The organism is Rhizobium sp. HT1-10 (assembly GCF_049472505.1).
Classification (GTDB): Bacteria; Pseudomonadota; Alphaproteobacteria; order Rhizobiales; family Rhizobiaceae; genus Rhizobium.
Map to the genome: position 1 here is coordinate 175,457 of NZ_JBCEBQ010000008.1, position 15,492 is coordinate 190,948.

Genomic DNA, 15,492 nt, shown 5'->3' on the forward strand with positions numbered 1-15,492 from the left:
CAACAGCTCCAGGACGGTATTCTAACCCGCGGGTCTGGGCCTGCCGATATCAGAATTGGTTGGCAATGCCAAACCGGAACTGCTGAACCTTGTCGTAGCTTTCCTTCATGACAGGCTGAGCATAGTCGACCCGGAGCACGCCGAACGGCGAAGCCCAGATGACACCAAGACCGACCGAGGCGCGGATCGAGCTGTCATTGTGCAGCACGTCGCCGAACAGGTCAGCCTTGTTGCCAAAGAGCGAGCCTGCGTCGGCAAAGGCAGCCGCGCGAAGACCGATATCCTGCGGAACGCCCGGCATCGGCATGGTTGCCTCAGCGGAAGCCGTGAAATAGGTCGTGCCGCCGAGCGGATCGCCATTGGACGTGCGCGCCCCGATACCGGTGTTCTCGAAGCCGCGAATTTCACGACCACCGAGCATGAACTGGTCGAAGACGTTGAGCTTGTCGCCCTTGGTCGAGACGACATAGCCGGCGCCGAGGGTCAGCGAGCCGATGATGTCGGCCTCGTCGTTCAGGCTCTTCACCAAGCGGGCCTTGCCGCTGATCTTGTAGAAGTTCGAGTCGCCGCCGAGACCGGCAAATTCATGGGTCAGCTTGGCGATGATGCCTTCGCGCGGAAGGTTCTGATCGTCGAGCGTGTTATAGGTGAAGGTCTGCGAAACCGTCGACTGCGTCCAAGGACCGTCGTTCACGAGGTTCTGATACGGCTTGGAGAGATGATCTTCCCAGTCGTTCGTCCCGCTGTAGTCGAGGTGCTTGTAGTTGTAGCGCAGCGTCGTCGCGAGGTTCTCGGTGATCGGCGCGGTGACGCGCAGCGAGAAGCCTGCTTCGCTGTAGTCGTAGTAGTCGTCGCTCGACGTCTGGTTCTTGAAGATGTCAAAACCGGCAGCCAGGCGGTAACCGAGGAAGTAGGGCTCGGTGAAGGAGATGTTGTAGGTACGCGAGCCTTCGGTACCAGCGCCCGCAGCGATGCGGATGTACTGGCCGCGGCCAAGGAAGTTCTTTTCTTCTACCGAAGCTTCGAGCAGCAGGCCGCCATTGTTACCGACGGAGTAACCGGCACCCACACCGAACGAACCGGTCGACTGATCGACCACGTTGACGACGATGACGACGCGATCCGGCGCGCTGCCAGGTGCGGTCGTGATGTTGACGGTGGTGAAGTAACCGAGGGCATCCAGGCGACGCTTTGCGCGCGTGATCATTTCCTGGTTGAATGCATCGCCTTCGTTGAGGTCGAACTCGCGACGGATGACATAGTCACGGGTACGCGTGTTGCCACGAATTTCGATGCGCTCGACATAGGCGCGCTCGCCCTGGTCGACGAGATATTCGACGGCGATCGTGTGGTTCTGGAAGTTGCGTGTGCCGCGTGGCGTAACGCGGGCGAAGGGATATCCGGCAGCGGCAACGCGCTTGGAGATAGCCTCGATCGACTTCTGGATGTTCTTGGCGCTGTAGACGTCGCCGGCCGTCGTGGTGATCAGGCCCTTCAATTCGTCGGCCTTGATGCCATCGACGGTGGAAACAACCGTGATGTCGCCATAGGTGTAACGCGGGCCTTCATCGACGGCGAAGTTCATCGTGTAGGCGTTGGTCTGCTCGTCCAGCGTCGCGTCGGAAGAGACGATGCGGAAGTCGGCATAACCATGGTTGTAGTAGAACTGGCGCAGCGTATCCTCGTCGGCATGCTGCTTGTCGGCGCTGTAGACGTCCTTGCGGGTCAGGAACGACAGGAAGTTGGTCTTCTTGGTCGCGATGACAGAAGCAAGGCGACCGTCGCCATAGGCCTGGTTGCCGGTGAAATTGATCTTGTCGATCTTCGTGCGGTCGCCTTCGTTGATGACGAAAGCGATGTTGACGCGGCCCTGGGCAACGGGGACGACCTGCGTCGTCACGCTGACTTCGTTGCGGCCGATGACGGCATAGGCTTCTTTGATCGTCTTAATGTCGTCATTGACGATGTTCTGATCGAAAGGACCTGAGGCGCGGGTCTTTACGACGCCCTGCAGCTTGTCGTCCTTGATCTTGCGGTTGCCGTTGAAAACGACGGCATTGACGATCTGGTTTTCACTGACCGAAACAACCAGCGTGCCGCCGGAAACGCTGATGTGCACGTCGGAGAAATAGCCGGTCGCATACAGCTGCTTGACCGAGTCATCGATATCGCTGTTCGAAAACGTGACGCCTGGCTTGATGGTGATGTTGTCGCGAACGGCATCCGCACCCGAGCGGGAAGCACCGCGAACATCGACCTTCTGAATGACTGCGGCTTCCGCAACCGAGGCGGAACCAAGGGTAAGGACGCCCGCGCCCGAAGCCACAATACCAGCAGACAGCGCAATCGCCGATACCGCGTTCAAAAACCTTGAACCAGCCTTCATGTACTTCTTACCTTTTTTCAGTCGTTCCTGAGGTCGAGCAAACCCGATTCCGGCTACGTGTGTCGTTTTACCCGCTTTTGGCCTACAAGCAAGCGCGCGGGTTAATTTCTGTTTACTTCATTTGGAAACGTGTCTCATTCGCCACTACTGCTTTGAAACATCGTAAATAAAGCATTATTTACCTATGCACTACTTCAGCCGATCAGGGCGCTTATGTCATTCCAGGTTGCAAACACCATCAACGACAACACCATGACCAGACCAATGCGGAAAGCAACATCCTGCGCCCCTGCGCCCAACGGTTTTCCCCTTACCGCCTCAATCGCATAGAACATCAAATGCCCGCCATCAAGTACCGGGACCGGCATTAGATTCAATAACCCAATGGAAACAGAGAGAACGGCTGCCAACTGTAGCACAGCCGCAATACCCAGCGAGGCCATCTGGCCGGAAGCCTGGGCCACGCGGATGGGTCCGCCCAGCTGATCAGGCTTCATGTAGCCACCGATGAGGTTGCCGATATACTCGAAAGTGCCGGTGACGATGTGTCCTGTCTGGCGAACGCCCTCGGCCAATGCGCCCACAGGCGTGAAGGTCTCCTGGCGAAAGTGCCCGACCTCCTGGTTGGTGACGATGCCGATGATGCCGAGTTCCATCTTGTTGCCGAACTGGTCGGTAATGACCGTCGACAGCGGGACCATCGGGAAGTCCTGCTTTGCGCCCCCGCGCTCGACCGTCACCAGGATCTTGCGGCCCGGCCTGATGCTGACATAGCGGCGCACGTCGTCGAAGGTGGTGACCTTGTCGCCGTCGATGGCCACCAGCAGGTCTCCAGGAAGGATTCCCGCCTGGGCAGCAGCGCTGTCCGGCTTGACCTCCGCCACCACTGGATCGGCCACCTGGCGCCCGTAGATGGCAAACAGAACGGCGAAGATGGCGATGGCCAGAATGAAGTTGGCGATCGGCCCGGCAGCAACGGTCGCCGCGCGCTTCCAGAGCTTGGCCCCGGCAAAGGATTGGGCCCGTTCCGCCTCGGTCATGGCTTCGATGGCGCCGGTGTCGGTCTTGCTGGAGGCGTCCTGATCTCCGAAGAACTTGACATAGCCGCCAAGCGGGATCGCCGACAGTTTCCAGCGCGTTCCATGGCTGTCGGTGAAGCCTGCGATCTCCGGGCCGAAGCCGACCGAGAATGCGAGGATCCGGATACCGGAGAAGCGACCGACCAGATAATGGCCCATTTCATGGACGAAAACCAGCAGCGACAGCACCAGCACGAAGGGTACGATATAACCGACCAGAAAGCTGATGATGCTCATTCACTTATTCCGTTTGTTTCGATCTCAGACACCCAGAAGAGCGCCGCCGAGCGACGACATCTCGCCCCCGGCCATCAGAGAAATGACGATAGCCAACAAGAAGCCTGCAAAACAAGCAAAAACGAGTCCGTCGGCACGATCCATGACACCGCCATGGCCCGGGATCAACCGGCTTGAATCCTTGACCTTGAAGCGCCGCTTGATGAAGGATTCGAAGAGATCGCCGCATTGGCTGCAGACCGACAGCACAAGCGCCACCAGGACCACGCGCAAACCGATGTTCGGAAAGAAGCACCAGACGACCACAGGACCGATGATGACAGCGGCAAGCGCTCCGCCGATGGCGCCCGACCAGGTCTTGCCGGGAGAAATCCGCGGCGCGAGCTTGGGTCCACCGATCGCCCGGCCGACGAAATAGGCCAGGATGTCGGTCGCCCAGACCGTCGCGAAGACGAACAGCATCAGCACGAAGCCGCGCAGATCGTCGTCCCGGATCTCGGCGAGCGAGATGACCGTCAGGCCGGCATAGACGATCCCGCCCGGCAGCCACCAGCTTCGGCGTCGCAAGGCAACGATGCCGACGCTGAGCACGGTAAACAGCAGCAAGGCGCCGACGGCATAGACGGAGTCTTTGGCGAGCGTGGCGATGACGATGACGACCATCCCGAGCCAGCCGAGTGCTGCCCCCCGGAAATCGCGGTCCTTCAACCCGGTGATCGAGACCCATTCGTAGTAGATCAGCAGGCCGATGATGGAGGCGAGCCACCGAAAGGCCATGCCGCCGTGCCAGGTGGCCGCCAGAACGACGACGGCCATGACGATGCCGGAGATTATCCTCAATCGCAGTTCGGAGCCCATCACGAGCCCACGGCGGCGGTCTGGCTGGCCGACAGGGCACCGAAGCGGCGGTCGCGGGCAGCGTATCGCTTCAGGGTCGAGGCGAAAAGTGCGCGGCTGAAGTCGGGCCAATAGTCCGGCACGAAGATGAACTCGGAATAGGCGGCCTGCCACAGCAGAAAGTTGGAGAGCCGCTCCTCGCCGCTGGTGCGGATGATCAGGTCGGGATCGGGGATGCCAGCGGTATCCAGGCGGGCGTCGATCAAGGCAGGTGTGATATCCTGCGGCCGCAGCCGCCCTGCTTCGACATCCCTGGCAAGGCTTGCGACGGCGCGGGTGATCTCGTCCCTGGACCCGTAGTTGAAGGCGATCACCAGGGTCAGGGCGGTGTTGTCCTTGGTGGTCTCTTCGGCCTCGATCAGCAATGGCAGAATGTCGCCCTGAAGGTTTTGACGATCGCCGATGACGCGGATGCGGACGTTCTGCCTGTGCAGCTCGCCCAGGTCGCGCCGGATGAAGGCCTTCAGCAGTCCGAGCAGCCCAACCACCTCAGCCTCCGGCCGCCGCCAATTCTCGGACGAAAAGGCAAAGAGCGTCAGGAATTTTATCCCCATGTCGCCGGCCGCACGGACGGTCTCGCGCACGGCCTCTACGCCTTTGCGATGACCCATCGAGCGTGGAAGACCGCGCGCATTGGCCCACCGTCCGTTGCCATCCATAATGATGGCGACGTGCTCGGGTACGCTGATGGGAATAGAGTCTGACATGAATATCCAGTGTGTTCGACTTCGGAAGGCTGAAGGGCGAGGTCCCTAGACCTGCATGATTTCCTTTTCCTTATCGATGAGCAAGCGGTCGATGTCGGAAATCGATTCATCCGTCATCTTCTGCACGCGATCGGATTTGGCACGGGTTTCGTCCTGGCCAAGCGCGCCGTCCTTTTCCGCCTTCTTCAAACCGTCCATACCGTCACGACGGACGTTGCGGATGGCGACCTTGGCCTTCTCGGCATATTCGTGAGCGACCTTGACCAGCGAGCGGCGGCGCTCCTCGTTGAGCTCCGGCAAAGGAATGCGCAGGTTCTGCCCGTCCATGATCGGATTGAGACCGAGATTGGATTCGCGGATGGCGCGGTCGACGGCATTGACCATCGACTTGTCCCAGACCGAGACCGACAGCATCCGCGCTTCCGGGATGGTGATGTTGGCCACCTGGTTGAGCGGCACGCGCGAACCGTAGGCCTCGACATTCACCGGATCGAGAATGTTGGCCGAGGCCCGGCCGGTGCGCAGCGAAGCAAGGTCGCCCTTGAAGGCGTTGATCGCGCCGTCCATGCGGCGCTTGAGTTCGGTAAGGTCGGTGTTGTCGGCCATGGTCATTACTCCCGTCAGCAAATCGGCACCGGACAGCGGCGCCTTGGGATCGTCAGTTGTCGGATACGACGGTCTTGTAACCGCCACCGGTCAGAATTTGGGCGAAGCCGCCCTTTTCGTGGATGGAAAATACAATGATTGGAATGGCGTTCTCGCGCGCCAGCGCAACGGCGGCCACGTCCATCACGGCAAGCCCCTTTTCGAGGACCTGGCTGTGGGTCAGATGGTCAAATCGAGTTGCGTCCGGGACCTTCTTCGGGTCGGCGGAATAGATGCCGTCAACCTGGGTGCCCTTGAAGATCGCCTGGGCGCCCATTTCAGCGGCCCGCAGCGCAGCGGCAGAATCGGTGGTGAAGAAGGGATTGCCGGTGCCGCCGGCAAAGATCACCACGCGGCCGATGGACAGATGATAAAGCGTCGCGCGCTGCGAGAAGCTCTCGCAGATTTCCGGCATGGCGATGGCCGAAAGCACTACCGTGTCGATGCCGAGCTTGCGCAGCGATGTCGCCAGCGCCAGGGCGTTGATGACGGTGCCGAGCATGCCCATGTGATCGCCTGTCACCCGATCTCCACCCTTGGAGGCAACGGCGACGCCGCGAAAAATGTTGCCGCCGCCGACGACCACGCCAACTTCGACGCCCATATTGACGGCTTCGGCGATATCAGAGGCAATGCGGTCGGCCACTTCGACGTCAATCCCGAAACCCTGCCTGCCCATCAGAGCTTCACCAGACGCCTTGAGCAAGACGCGCTTGTAAATCGGATCGGACATGGTCGCTCCTCGTATTGATCGTAAAAAGCCGGATACACGAAGGGCACCGCGTTGTCACGCGATGCCCCAGGTTTTCCCGCAGTAAGCAGACCGGTCGATCAGCCCTTGGCGACAGCAGCCACTTCGGCCGCAAAATCGGTCTCTTCCTTCTCGACGCCTTCGCCGAGGAGCAGGCGAGCCATGCCGGTGATCTCGATGGCGGCGCCGGCTTCCTTCTCTGCTTCCTTGATGGCAGCGCCGACCGTCAGGTCCGGGTTGATCACGAAGGCCTGCGACAGCAGGGCGACTTCCTCGAAGAACTTGCGCATGCGGCCATCGACCATCTTCTCGATGATGGCTTCCGGCTTGCCGGATTCGCGGGCCTGTTCCATGAAGACGTTGCGTTCGCGTTCGGCGACAGCGGCATCGACTTCTTCCGAGCGGATGGCGAGCGGGTTGGTCGCAGCGATGTGCATGGCAACCTGGCGGCCGATCGAGGTCAGCACGGCCTTGTCGCCGACCGACTTCAGCGCGACGAGAACGCCGAGCTTGCCGATGCCATCGCCGGCTGCGTTGTGGATGTAGGTGGCAACGACGCCGTGCTCGACCTCAAGCAGGGCCGAACGACGCAGCGTCATGTTTTCGCCGATCGTGCCGATCGCGTCCTTGATCGTGTCGGTGACGGACTTGCCAGTGGCCGGATAGGTCGCTGCACCAATGGCATCGACCGTGCCGTCGGTAGACAGCGCAACGGCGGCGACGCCGCGAACGATGTCCTGGAACGCGTCGTTACGAGCAACGAAGTCGGTCTCGGAGTTGATTTCGACGAGGACGGCCTTATGGCCGGCGGACGAGACACCGATCAGGCCTTCGGCAGCCGTGCGGCCCGACTTCTTGTCGGCCTTGGAGATGCCCTTGGCGCGCAGCCAGTCGATGGCGGCTTCCATGTCGCCGGCGGTCTCGGTCAGCGCCTTCTTGCAGTCCATCATGCCTGCGCCGCTCTTCTCGCGCAGTTCCTTTACCAGTGCAGCCGTGATTTCAGCCATTTTTTGCCTCTTGTCGGTTGGTACGGTGCGCTGACGGCATCAGCCGACGCGGCACCCGGTGTGAGGGACGAAATGTACCCCTATGCATGACAGCGTTATGAAGGCCCGCCATGTGGAAATATTTGCGCGAAGATCGCCTGAGGGCGCCTCCGCCTGAAACAGGTAAGGCCGCTGAAACTTCCTCAAGTCACCAACGGCCTTCCCGGTATTTCAGTCGCGGTCAGGCGGATCTAAACCCGCCCGCCGCTTGGTAGATCAAGCCTGCGGAGCAGCAGCGGCTTCTTCTTCGAGGGTCGGCTCGAGCGGTGCTTCGAAAGCAGCGCCGAGATCGCGGCCCGACGAGCCCTGCTGACGGGCGATGCCGTCGATGGCAGCGCGCGAGATCAGTTCGCAATAGAGCGAGATGGCGCGCGAAGCGTCGTCGTTGCCCGGGATCGGGTAGTCGATCTGGTCCGGATCGCAGTTCGAGTCGATGATCGCAACAACCGGAATGCCAAGACGCTTTGCTTCGTCGATGGCGATCTTTTCCTTGTTGGTGTCGATGATGAACATCAGGTCAGGGGTGCCGCCCATGTCGCGGATACCGCCGAGAGCCTTGTCCAGCTTTTCGCGTTCGCGCTCGAGGTTCAGGCGTTCCTTCTTGGTGAAGCCCTGGGCGTCGCCATTGAGGATCTCGTCGAGCTTGCGCAGGCGCTGGATCGAATTGGAGATGGTCTTCCAGTTCGTCATCATGCCGCCGAGCCAACGCGAGTTGACGTAGTACTGGGCCGAACGCTTGGCCGAATCAGCGATGATTTCCGATGCCTGGCGCTTGGTGCCGACGAACAGGACGCGGCCGCCACGGGCTACGGTGTCGCTGACAACCTGCAGGGCGCGGCTCAGAAGCGGAACGGTCTGCTGAAGGTCGATGATGTGGATGTTGCTGCGGTCGCCAAAGATATATGGCTTCATCTTCGGGTTCCAGCGATGTGTCTGGTGGCCGAAGTGAACGCCGGCTTCGAGAAGCTGGCGCATAGAAAAATCGGGCAATGCCATGCCTAAGTTACTCCTTATCCGGTTGAACCTCCGCAAGGCGAACAGCATCTTCGAAGAAGATACCACCGGGTGGAACGGTCCGGATTTCTCCCGGACAATCCCTTGCCTCACGTGTGGAATAGGGGTGCCCATACCCTTAACGAACGGGAAAAGCAAGCGTGACGCCGTGAGAAATGCACAGCAGCCTGCGAAGTCTGGACCGGCCCACTCGACCGAACGTCGTCATCACCGGGCTTGCACCCGGGGATCTGCGGATAGCTCCCATTCGATTGAAGTGGGTTAGATCCTTGGGACAAGCCCGAGGAGGACGATACCGTGGGTGTGACGCCCTACTTGCAGGCCTTGGCGTCCAGCATCTCGAGCTTCGCCAGCTTGCCTGTCAGGACGAAGTCGCCGTAATCCATCGTCAGGTCTCGGGTGATGCCGTTTTCATAGAGCTTGAACGACATGCGATAGACCGGCGTCGCGTCGCCATGGGACTTCTCGTTGAAGTAGGCAACCGTCACCGGCCAGAAGGATGTCTTGGAGAAGGCGCCCGCCTTGTCGGCATCGGCATCGTCGAGCTTCGGCGTTTCGGCCTTGCCGACCACCGTGGTTGCGACCAGCGCCCGATCGCCGTCGTCCGAGCCATCGAACACGTGCGCCTCGAAGAAGGTCTTGCCGAGCTTGGCGTTCTGGATGATGTCGAGCATGTGCTCGGTCGGAAAACGGCTTTCGGCCAGATCGATCTCTTTGGCCGACGGCTGCGTCAAGTTGACCTTGACGCCCTTGGCACCATCGGCAGCAGCGCCGCGGACATCCTTGTCGAGCGCATCGTCGGTAAACGACTTGGTCTCGAACTTGAAGGTCCGCTTGGCGATGTCCTCGAAGGTGGTCGTCTGCTGGTCGCTCATGCGTGTCGCGTCGCCCGTATCGATCTGCGTCACGAAGCGGAAATTGGTGGTGAAGCCGGTGCAGTCCGAGCCGGTGAATTCATAGACCATGCGGCCGTACATGCCGGCAATGCCGGAGCGATCAGTGGCGTCCTTGAGCTCGAGATCGTAGATGGCGCGATGGGCGACAAGCCCGCTTGGCCCGGCTGCCTCGGCCGCCAGCGGCAGGCAAAAAGCGCTCGCGCCGCCAAGGAGAACCGCGGCAAGGTTCGAACGGAACATGCATTATCTCCTGTTGGACTCGCCCATGATGTTATAAGAACGCTTTCGGTTAAACAAAGGCAGCGTCGCATGCGGCTGCGCCTTGATGACGGATTTTTGAAGAACATACAACAAAACGGGAGACGAAAATGTCCGACGAGATTAACGGTCGCCTGACCGCGCTGGGCATCACCCTGCCCCAGGCCGCGGCCCCTGCCGCCAACTACGTACCTTATGTCATCAGCGGAAATCTGCTCACCATTTCCGGGCAACTGCCGATGGAGAACGGCAAGGTCGCCGTGACCGGCCATCTCGGTCGCAATGTCGACGTGGCCACCGGCCAGCGGGCGGCCGAGCTCTGCGCCATCAACATCCTGTCGCAGGCGAGCGCAGCACTTGGCGGCGATCTCGGCCGGATCAAGCGGCTGATCAAGCTCAACGGCTTCGTGGCCTCGGTGCCTGAGTTCGGCGAGCAGCATCTGGTCATCAACGGTGCGTCGAACCTGCTCGCCACCGTGCTCGGCGAGGCCGGCAAGCATGCCCGCGCCGCCGTCGGCATGGCGGCCTTGCCGTTCAACGCCGCCGTCGAGATCGATGCCGTCATGGAAATCGCCGAATGAACGACTTCGCCTGGCTGACTGCCCAACCGATTGCCCATCGCGGCTATCACGACATGAACAAGACGATCTGGGAAAATACGCTGTCGGCCTTCTCCCGTGCCATCGAGGCGGGCTTCGCCATCGAGTGCGACCTGCACTATGCGGCGGATGGCGTGCCGGTTGTTTTTCACGACGACGACCTGCAGCGCCTCTGCAACCTGCCGGGCGCCGTCAGGGACCGCAGTTCGCAGGAGCTCGGGCTGTTGTCGGTCGGCGGCACGAAGGACAGGATCCCGACGCTGAAGAAGCTGCTGCAGCTTACCGACGGCAAGGTGCCGCTGGTGCTCGAACTGAAGGGCAAGATCGGCGAGGATGCGGGTTTTGCCGAGACGGTGCTGGAGGTGCTCGAAGGCTACAAGGGTCCAGTGGCGCTGATGAGCTTCGATCACTGGCTCTTGAAGGACCTCAAGGCGCTAAACCCGCCCTACCCGGTTGGCCTGACAGCGGACGGTTTCAAGCCCGAGACGTTTTTTGCCCATGACGAAGCCATGCAGTTGGGTCTAGACTTCATTTCCTATTTCCATGGCGACCTGCCGAACGCCTTCATCACGGCGCAGCGGCAGCGCGGCATACCGGTGATCACCTGGACCGTCCGCGACGAGGCCGGCGTCAAGCGGACCTTCGACAATGCCGACCAGATGACCTTCGAAGGTTTTGACCCCAGGGAGAGCCCCACCTTTATTCATGGCAGATGAACTGATCTTTCGCGCCGAACGTTCTTTCAAATCCATCCCTTCGACGAGCTGGTCGCGGCTCGCCGGAGCCTCCCGCTCCGCCAGCGCGCTGCCCTATAACCCCTTCGTCTCGCACGCCTATCTTTCCTCGCTCGAGGAATCCGGCTCGGCGACTGAGAGGACCGGCTGGCTCGGCCATCACCTGCTGCTGGAGACGGCGGACGGCATCCTGCTCGGTGCGGTCGCCGGATACCTGAAAAATCACAGCCAGGGCGAATATGTCTTCGACCAGGGCTGGGCCGACGCCTTCGAGCGCGCCGGCGGCGACTATTACCCGAAGCTGCAATGCGCCGTGCCGTTCACGCCGGCAACCGGACCGCGCCTTCTGGTCGCCGAGGGCAACGACCGTGACATGATCCAGCCGGCGCTCGCCGAAGGGCTGAAGGAGCTGACCCGCCAGACAGGGATATCGTCGGCCCATATCACCTTCCTGCCGAAGGACGAGATCGCGGTGTTCGAGACAGACGGCTATCTCCACCGCACCGACCAGCAGTTCCACTTCATCAACGAAGGCTATTCCGACCACGACGCCTTCCTCGAGACCCTCGCATCGCGCAAGCGCAAGGGCCTGAAGAAGGAGCGGCGGGCGGCGCTCGAGGGCGGCATCACCATCGACTGGCTGACCGGCAAGGACCTGACCGAGGAGATCTGGGACCAGTTCTTCGCCTTCTACATGGACACCGGCAGCCGCAAATGGGGACGCCCCTATCTCACGCGAAAATTCTATTCGCTGATCGGCGAGCGGATGGCCGACGACATCCTGCTGATCATGGCCAAGCGCGACGGCCGCTATGTCGCCGGCGCCATTAATTTCATCGGCGGCGACGCCCTCTACGGCCGCCACTGGGGCTGCATCGAGGATCATCCCTTCCTGCATTTCGAGGTCTGCTATCACCAGGCCATCGATTTTGCCCTTGCCAAGGGGCTGAACCGCGTCGAGGCCGGCGCCCAGGGAGAGCACAAGCTGGCGCGCGGCTACCTGCCGGTGACCACCCATTCGGCGCACTTCATCGCCCACCCCGGCCTCAGCCGCGCCGTCGGCGACTATCTCGAGCGCGAGCGGCAGGAGGTGGAGCAGATGGGCGAGATTTTGTCCGAGCACAGCCCGTTCCGCAAGGGCGAGCGCCAGGACAACTAAACGGCACCGATGATCCCCGGGTGGCCAGACGTTCAAGTGAGGAGCAAATCGATGACCAGTCCAGCCTATGACAGCAGCAACATCTTCGCCAAGATCCTGCGCGGCGAGATCCCCTCCCATAAGGTCTACGAGGACGATCACAGCGTCGCCTTCATGGATGTCATGCCGCAGGCACCCGGCCACACGCTGGTGCTGCCCAAGCACCCCTCGCGCAATCTGCTGGATGCCTCGCCGGAGGCGCTGTCGCAGGTGATCAGGGTCGTCCAGAAGGTCGCCAATGCGGTCAAGGACGCCTTCGACGCCGATGGCATCTACATCGCCCAGTTCAACGAGCCGTCGGCCGGCCAGACGGTGTTCCACCTGCATTTCCATATCATCCCGCGCCACGAAGGCACGGCATTGAAGCCCCATTCCGGCAAGATGGAAGACGGCGGCGTGCTGGCGGAGAACGCGCGCAAGATCATCGAAGCGATGAGCTGAAAGACCGAACACGGAGTGCGGCCGGAGTGACGGCTTAGCAGTCGCGCTCGGAGAGATCGATCCGCCTCGCCAACGTCGCCCCGTCGCCCGACCTCCTTGACCACCCGCTCGAAGGCATAGTCGTTGGTCTCGTACAGCGCGCGGGCAGCGTCCGGATACGGCACGTCGAGCACGCCGCAGAGCTCGATCAGGAACATCCCGTTATTCGCCCGCTCCTGCCAGCCCTTCTGGTTCTGCCAGCGATGGCTGAGCGATCGATCTTTGATTGCATCGTTCTTGTCCCCGCCCGCCCGTTTGTCAGGCGCGGCGCGACATGCAAAGTGCAACGCGCACCAAACGCCGCTCTGTCCCCGCACGTCTGGACGCAGCTTGGCCCGCCGCAGCCGATAGCCCTGCGCGCCGCAGTCGGGTATCCGGCCCAAACCTGTGGCAGGTCCTAACGACCTCGGGAGCAAGCCCGCCCCCCTCTGTCACTGCGTGACATCTCCCCCACAAGGGGGGAGATCGGCTGGAGCGCCTGTCTTGTCCCATCCGGCCGCGAGATCGCAGCACCCTTTTGTGAGGAGACCCGGCGCTCTCGGCTAATCTCCCCCCTTGTGGGGGAGATGTCGGCGTCGCCGACAGAGGGGGTGTCGCCACGACCAGGGTGCCATTGGCCCCAAGCTCAATCGCAGCCCATGAAACGACCTCCGGAGTAAGCCCGCCCCCCTCTGTCACTGCGTGACATCTCCCCCACAAGGGGGGAGATCGGCTGGCGCCTGTCTTGTCCCATGCAACCGCGAGATCGCAGCACCCTTTTGTGAGAAGACTCAGCGCTCTCGGCTGATCTCCCCCCTTGTGGGGGAGATGTCGGCGTCGCCGACAGAGGGGGGGTGCCGCGACCAGGACGCCATCGCCCCCAGCCGCGAACCATCCCCCAGACGCAAAAAGGCCCCGCCGTCACCGGCAGGGCCTTCAAACTTCGCAAAGAGCGCCGAAATTACTCGGCAGCGTCCTCGGCAGCCTTCTTCTTCGGAGCGGCCTTCTTCTTCGGAGCGGCTTCCTCGCCTTCGGCTTCTGCAGCCTCGGCCTTGGCAGCCTTCTTCTTCGGGGCGGCCTTCTTCTTGCCATCGTCAGCGCTGTCGTCGTCTTCGGCGAGCAGGGCTTCCTTAGTGACCGTCTTGTCCGTCACGTCGACTTCCGAAAGCAGATGGTCGATGACCTTCTCTTCGAAGATCGGCGCGCGCAGGTTGGCGGAGGCGCCCGGCGTGTTGCGGAAGAATTCCAGGATTTCCTTTTCCTGGCCCGGGAACTGGCGGAGCTGTTCGTAGAGCGCGCGCTGCAGCTCGTCTTCGCTCACTTCGATGCCGGCCTTTTCGCCGATTTCAGAGAGAACGAGGCCGAGGCGGACGCGGCGTTCGGCAAGCTTCAGGTATTCGGCACGGGCGGCTTCTTCCGTCGTGTCTTCGTCCTCGAAGGTCTTGCCTGATTCACCGAGATCGGTCTGGATCTGGCGCCAGATGCTTTCGAATTCGGCTTCTACCAGCTTCTGCGGGGTGTCGAACTGGTACATTTCGTCGAGCTGGTCGAGGATCTGACGCTTGACCTTCTGGCGGGTGACCGAGCCGTACTGGCTTTCGATCTGGCCGCGAACGATTTCCTTCAGGCGATCGGCCGATTCGAGGCCGAGCTTGGTGGCCAGTTCGTCGTTGATCTCGGTTGCAGCCGCAGAAGCGACGTCCTTGATGACGAGGTCGAAGGTGGCTTCCTTGCCGGCCAGGTTCTTGGCAGGATATTCGGTCGGGAAAGTAACGGTGATGACCTTCTCGTCGCCGGCCTTGACGCCGACCAGCTGCTCTTCGAAGCCGGGGATGAAGCGGTTCGAGCCGATGATCAGCTCGGCATTCTCGTCCTTGCCGCCGTCGAAGGCTTCGCCGTCGACCTTGCCGAGGTAATCGAGGGTGACGCGGTCGCCATCGGCAGCCGGGCCTTCCTTGGTCTCGTAGCTGCGCGCGCTTTCGGCGATCTTCATGATCTGCTCGGTCACTTCGTCTTCGCCGATCTCGGCAACTTCGCGGGTGACCTTGATGCCGCCGACCGGCTTCAGTTCGATGGCCGGGATGACTTCGTAGGAGAGCGTGAACTCGAAGTCGGCTTCGGCAGCGAGGATCTTCTCGGCTTCGTCCTTGTCTTCGGTCATGGCGATTTCAGGCTGGGTGGCGGACTTTTCGCCGCGGCCGGTCAGGATCTGCGCCGGCTGGTCGCGGACGATCTCATTGACGAGCTCGGCCATGATCGACTTGCCGTACATCTTCTTCAGATGCGCAGGCGGCACCTTGCCCGGACGGAAGCCGTTGATCTTGACCTTGTCCTTGACCTCGGCAAGGCGCTCGTTCATGCGGCCTTCCATGTCCTTGGCCGGAATGACGACCTTGATTTCGCGCTTCAGACCTTCGGCCAGCGTTTCGATAACCTGCATCTTCTTACCTTCAATTCGTAGCGGCCGTGCCCAGACAGCCGTTCGTTTCAATGAGCACGACGCCGGACCGACGACCGGGCGTGGCTTTTCATGCAATTCTCTGACATTTTGCAAACGGCAAAATGGCGCGTCTTCTCTCTAAGCTT

14 protein-coding genes are annotated in these 15,492 nt (G+C 61.3%); 4 read left to right on the forward strand and 10 right to left on the reverse strand.

Features of this window, described 5'->3' with window-relative positions:
- Nucleotides 1–49: 49 nt before the first annotated feature.
- The 9 genes from bamA to VH564_RS19600 form a co-directional block, all read right to left on the reverse strand.
- Nucleotides 50–2,386, reverse strand: a complete 2,337-nt coding sequence (gene bamA, locus VH564_RS19560; RefSeq protein WP_423341533.1) for an outer membrane protein assembly factor BamA — start codon at nt 2,384–2,386, stop codon at nt 50–52.
- A gap of 194 nt (nt 2,387–2,580) precedes the next feature.
- Complete coding sequence (rseP, locus tag VH564_RS19565; protein WP_423341534.1) at nt 2,581–3,702, reverse strand: RIP metalloprotease RseP; 1,122 nt, start codon at nt 3,700–3,702, stop codon at nt 2,581–2,583.
- Nucleotides 3,703–3,726: 24 nt separating this feature from the next.
- Entirely contained in the window at nt 3,727–4,560 is an 834-nt protein-coding gene (locus VH564_RS19570; protein ID WP_423341535.1) for a phosphatidate cytidylyltransferase, read from the reverse strand.
- Entirely contained in the window at nt 4,560–5,306 is a 747-nt protein-coding gene (locus tag VH564_RS19575; protein WP_423341536.1) for an isoprenyl transferase, read from the reverse strand. Before VH564_RS19575 ends, VH564_RS19570 begins: the two co-directional genes overlap by 1 nt.
- A 45-nt stretch (nt 5,307–5,351) precedes the next feature.
- Nucleotides 5,352–5,912 carry a ribosome recycling factor gene (gene frr / locus VH564_RS19580; RefSeq protein WP_423341537.1) on the reverse strand — a complete coding sequence of 187 codons (561 nt, stop codon included), beginning with the start codon at nt 5,910–5,912 and terminating at the stop codon, nt 5,352–5,354.
- 52 nt (nt 5,913–5,964) lie between these two features.
- Nucleotides 5,965–6,684: a UMP kinase gene (pyrH, locus tag VH564_RS19585; RefSeq protein WP_423341538.1), complete on the reverse strand. Its 720-nt coding sequence runs from the start codon at nt 6,682–6,684 to the stop codon at nt 5,965–5,967.
- 98 nt (nt 6,685–6,782) lie between these two features.
- Nucleotides 6,783–7,709 carry a translation elongation factor Ts gene (gene tsf, locus VH564_RS19590; RefSeq protein ID WP_423341539.1) on the reverse strand — a complete coding sequence of 309 codons (927 nt, stop codon included), beginning with the start codon at nt 7,707–7,709 and terminating at the stop codon, nt 6,783–6,785.
- Nucleotides 7,710–7,964: 255 nt separating this feature from the next.
- Nucleotides 7,965–8,744, reverse strand: a complete 780-nt coding sequence (gene rpsB, locus VH564_RS19595) for a 30S ribosomal protein S2 (protein ID WP_423341540.1) — start codon at nt 8,742–8,744, stop codon at nt 7,965–7,967.
- Nucleotides 8,745–9,073: 329 nt separating this feature from the next.
- Nucleotides 9,074–9,898, reverse strand: coding sequence for a cell envelope integrity EipB family protein (locus VH564_RS19600; protein WP_423341541.1), 825 nt, complete (start codon nt 9,896–9,898; stop codon nt 9,074–9,076).
- 128 nt (nt 9,899–10,026) lie between these two features.
- Between VH564_RS19600 and VH564_RS19605 the strand changes: the two genes are divergently transcribed.
- The 4 genes from VH564_RS19605 to VH564_RS19620 are packed head-to-tail and all read left to right on the forward strand — an operon-like array spanning nt 10,027 to nt 12,888.
- Complete coding sequence (locus tag VH564_RS19605; protein ID WP_423341542.1) at nt 10,027–10,497, forward strand: RidA family protein; 471 nt, start codon at nt 10,027–10,029, stop codon at nt 10,495–10,497.
- Nucleotides 10,494–11,231, forward strand: coding sequence for a glycerophosphodiester phosphodiesterase (locus tag VH564_RS19610; protein WP_423341543.1), 738 nt, complete (start codon nt 10,494–10,496; stop codon nt 11,229–11,231). Before VH564_RS19605 ends, VH564_RS19610 begins: the two co-directional genes overlap by 4 nt.
- Complete coding sequence (locus VH564_RS19615; protein ID WP_423341544.1) at nt 11,221–12,408, forward strand: GNAT family N-acetyltransferase; 1,188 nt, start codon at nt 11,221–11,223, stop codon at nt 12,406–12,408. Before VH564_RS19610 ends, VH564_RS19615 begins: the two co-directional genes overlap by 11 nt.
- A 51-nt stretch (nt 12,409–12,459) precedes the next feature.
- Complete coding sequence (locus VH564_RS19620) at nt 12,460–12,888, forward strand: HIT family protein (RefSeq protein WP_423341545.1); 429 nt, start codon at nt 12,460–12,462, stop codon at nt 12,886–12,888.
- A gap of 979 nt (nt 12,889–13,867) precedes the next feature.
- On the opposite strand, the gene tig is transcribed toward VH564_RS19620, so the two are convergent.
- Entirely contained in the window at nt 13,868–15,346 is a 1,479-nt protein-coding gene (gene tig / locus VH564_RS19625; RefSeq protein WP_423341546.1) for a trigger factor, read from the reverse strand.
- Nucleotides 15,347–15,492: the final 146 nt, after the last annotated feature.

What these genes read in the sequence shown, in the direction of transcription:
- bamA (WP_423341533.1), bottom strand. Translation starts at nt 2,386, where the DNA reads ATGAAGGCTGGTTCAAGGTTTTTGAACGCGGTATCGGCGATTGCGCTG.
- rseP (WP_423341534.1), bottom strand. Translation starts at nt 3,702, where the DNA reads ATGAGCATCATCAGCTTTCTGGTCGGTTATATCGTACCCTTCGTGCTG.
- VH564_RS19570 (WP_423341535.1), bottom strand. Translation starts at nt 4,560, where the DNA reads ATGGGCTCCGAACTGCGATTGAGGATAATCTCCGGCATCGTCATGGCC.
- VH564_RS19575 (WP_423341536.1), bottom strand. Translation starts at nt 5,306, where the DNA reads ATGTCAGACTCTATTCCCATCAGCGTACCCGAGCACGTCGCCATCATT.
- frr (WP_423341537.1), bottom strand. Translation starts at nt 5,912, where the DNA reads ATGGCCGACAACACCGACCTTACCGAACTCAAGCGCCGCATGGACGGC.
- pyrH (WP_423341538.1), bottom strand. Translation starts at nt 6,684, where the DNA reads ATGTCCGATCCGATTTACAAGCGCGTCTTGCTCAAGGCGTCTGGTGAA.
- tsf (WP_423341539.1), bottom strand. Translation starts at nt 7,709, where the DNA reads ATGGCTGAAATCACGGCTGCACTGGTAAAGGAACTGCGCGAGAAGAGC.
- rpsB (WP_423341540.1), bottom strand. Translation starts at nt 8,744, where the DNA reads ATGGCATTGCCCGATTTTTCTATGCGCCAGCTTCTCGAAGCCGGCGTT.
- VH564_RS19600 (WP_423341541.1), bottom strand. Translation starts at nt 9,898, where the DNA reads ATGTTCCGTTCGAACCTTGCCGCGGTTCTCCTTGGCGGCGCGAGCGCT.
- VH564_RS19605 (WP_423341542.1), top strand. Translation starts at nt 10,027, where the DNA reads ATGTCCGACGAGATTAACGGTCGCCTGACCGCGCTGGGCATCACCCTG.
- VH564_RS19610 (WP_423341543.1), top strand. Translation starts at nt 10,494, where the DNA reads ATGAACGACTTCGCCTGGCTGACTGCCCAACCGATTGCCCATCGCGGC.
- VH564_RS19615 (WP_423341544.1), top strand. Translation starts at nt 11,221, where the DNA reads ATGGCAGATGAACTGATCTTTCGCGCCGAACGTTCTTTCAAATCCATC.
- VH564_RS19620 (WP_423341545.1), top strand. Translation starts at nt 12,460, where the DNA reads ATGACCAGTCCAGCCTATGACAGCAGCAACATCTTCGCCAAGATCCTG.
- tig (WP_423341546.1), bottom strand. Translation starts at nt 15,346, where the DNA reads ATGCAGGTTATCGAAACGCTGGCCGAAGGTCTGAAGCGCGAAATCAAG.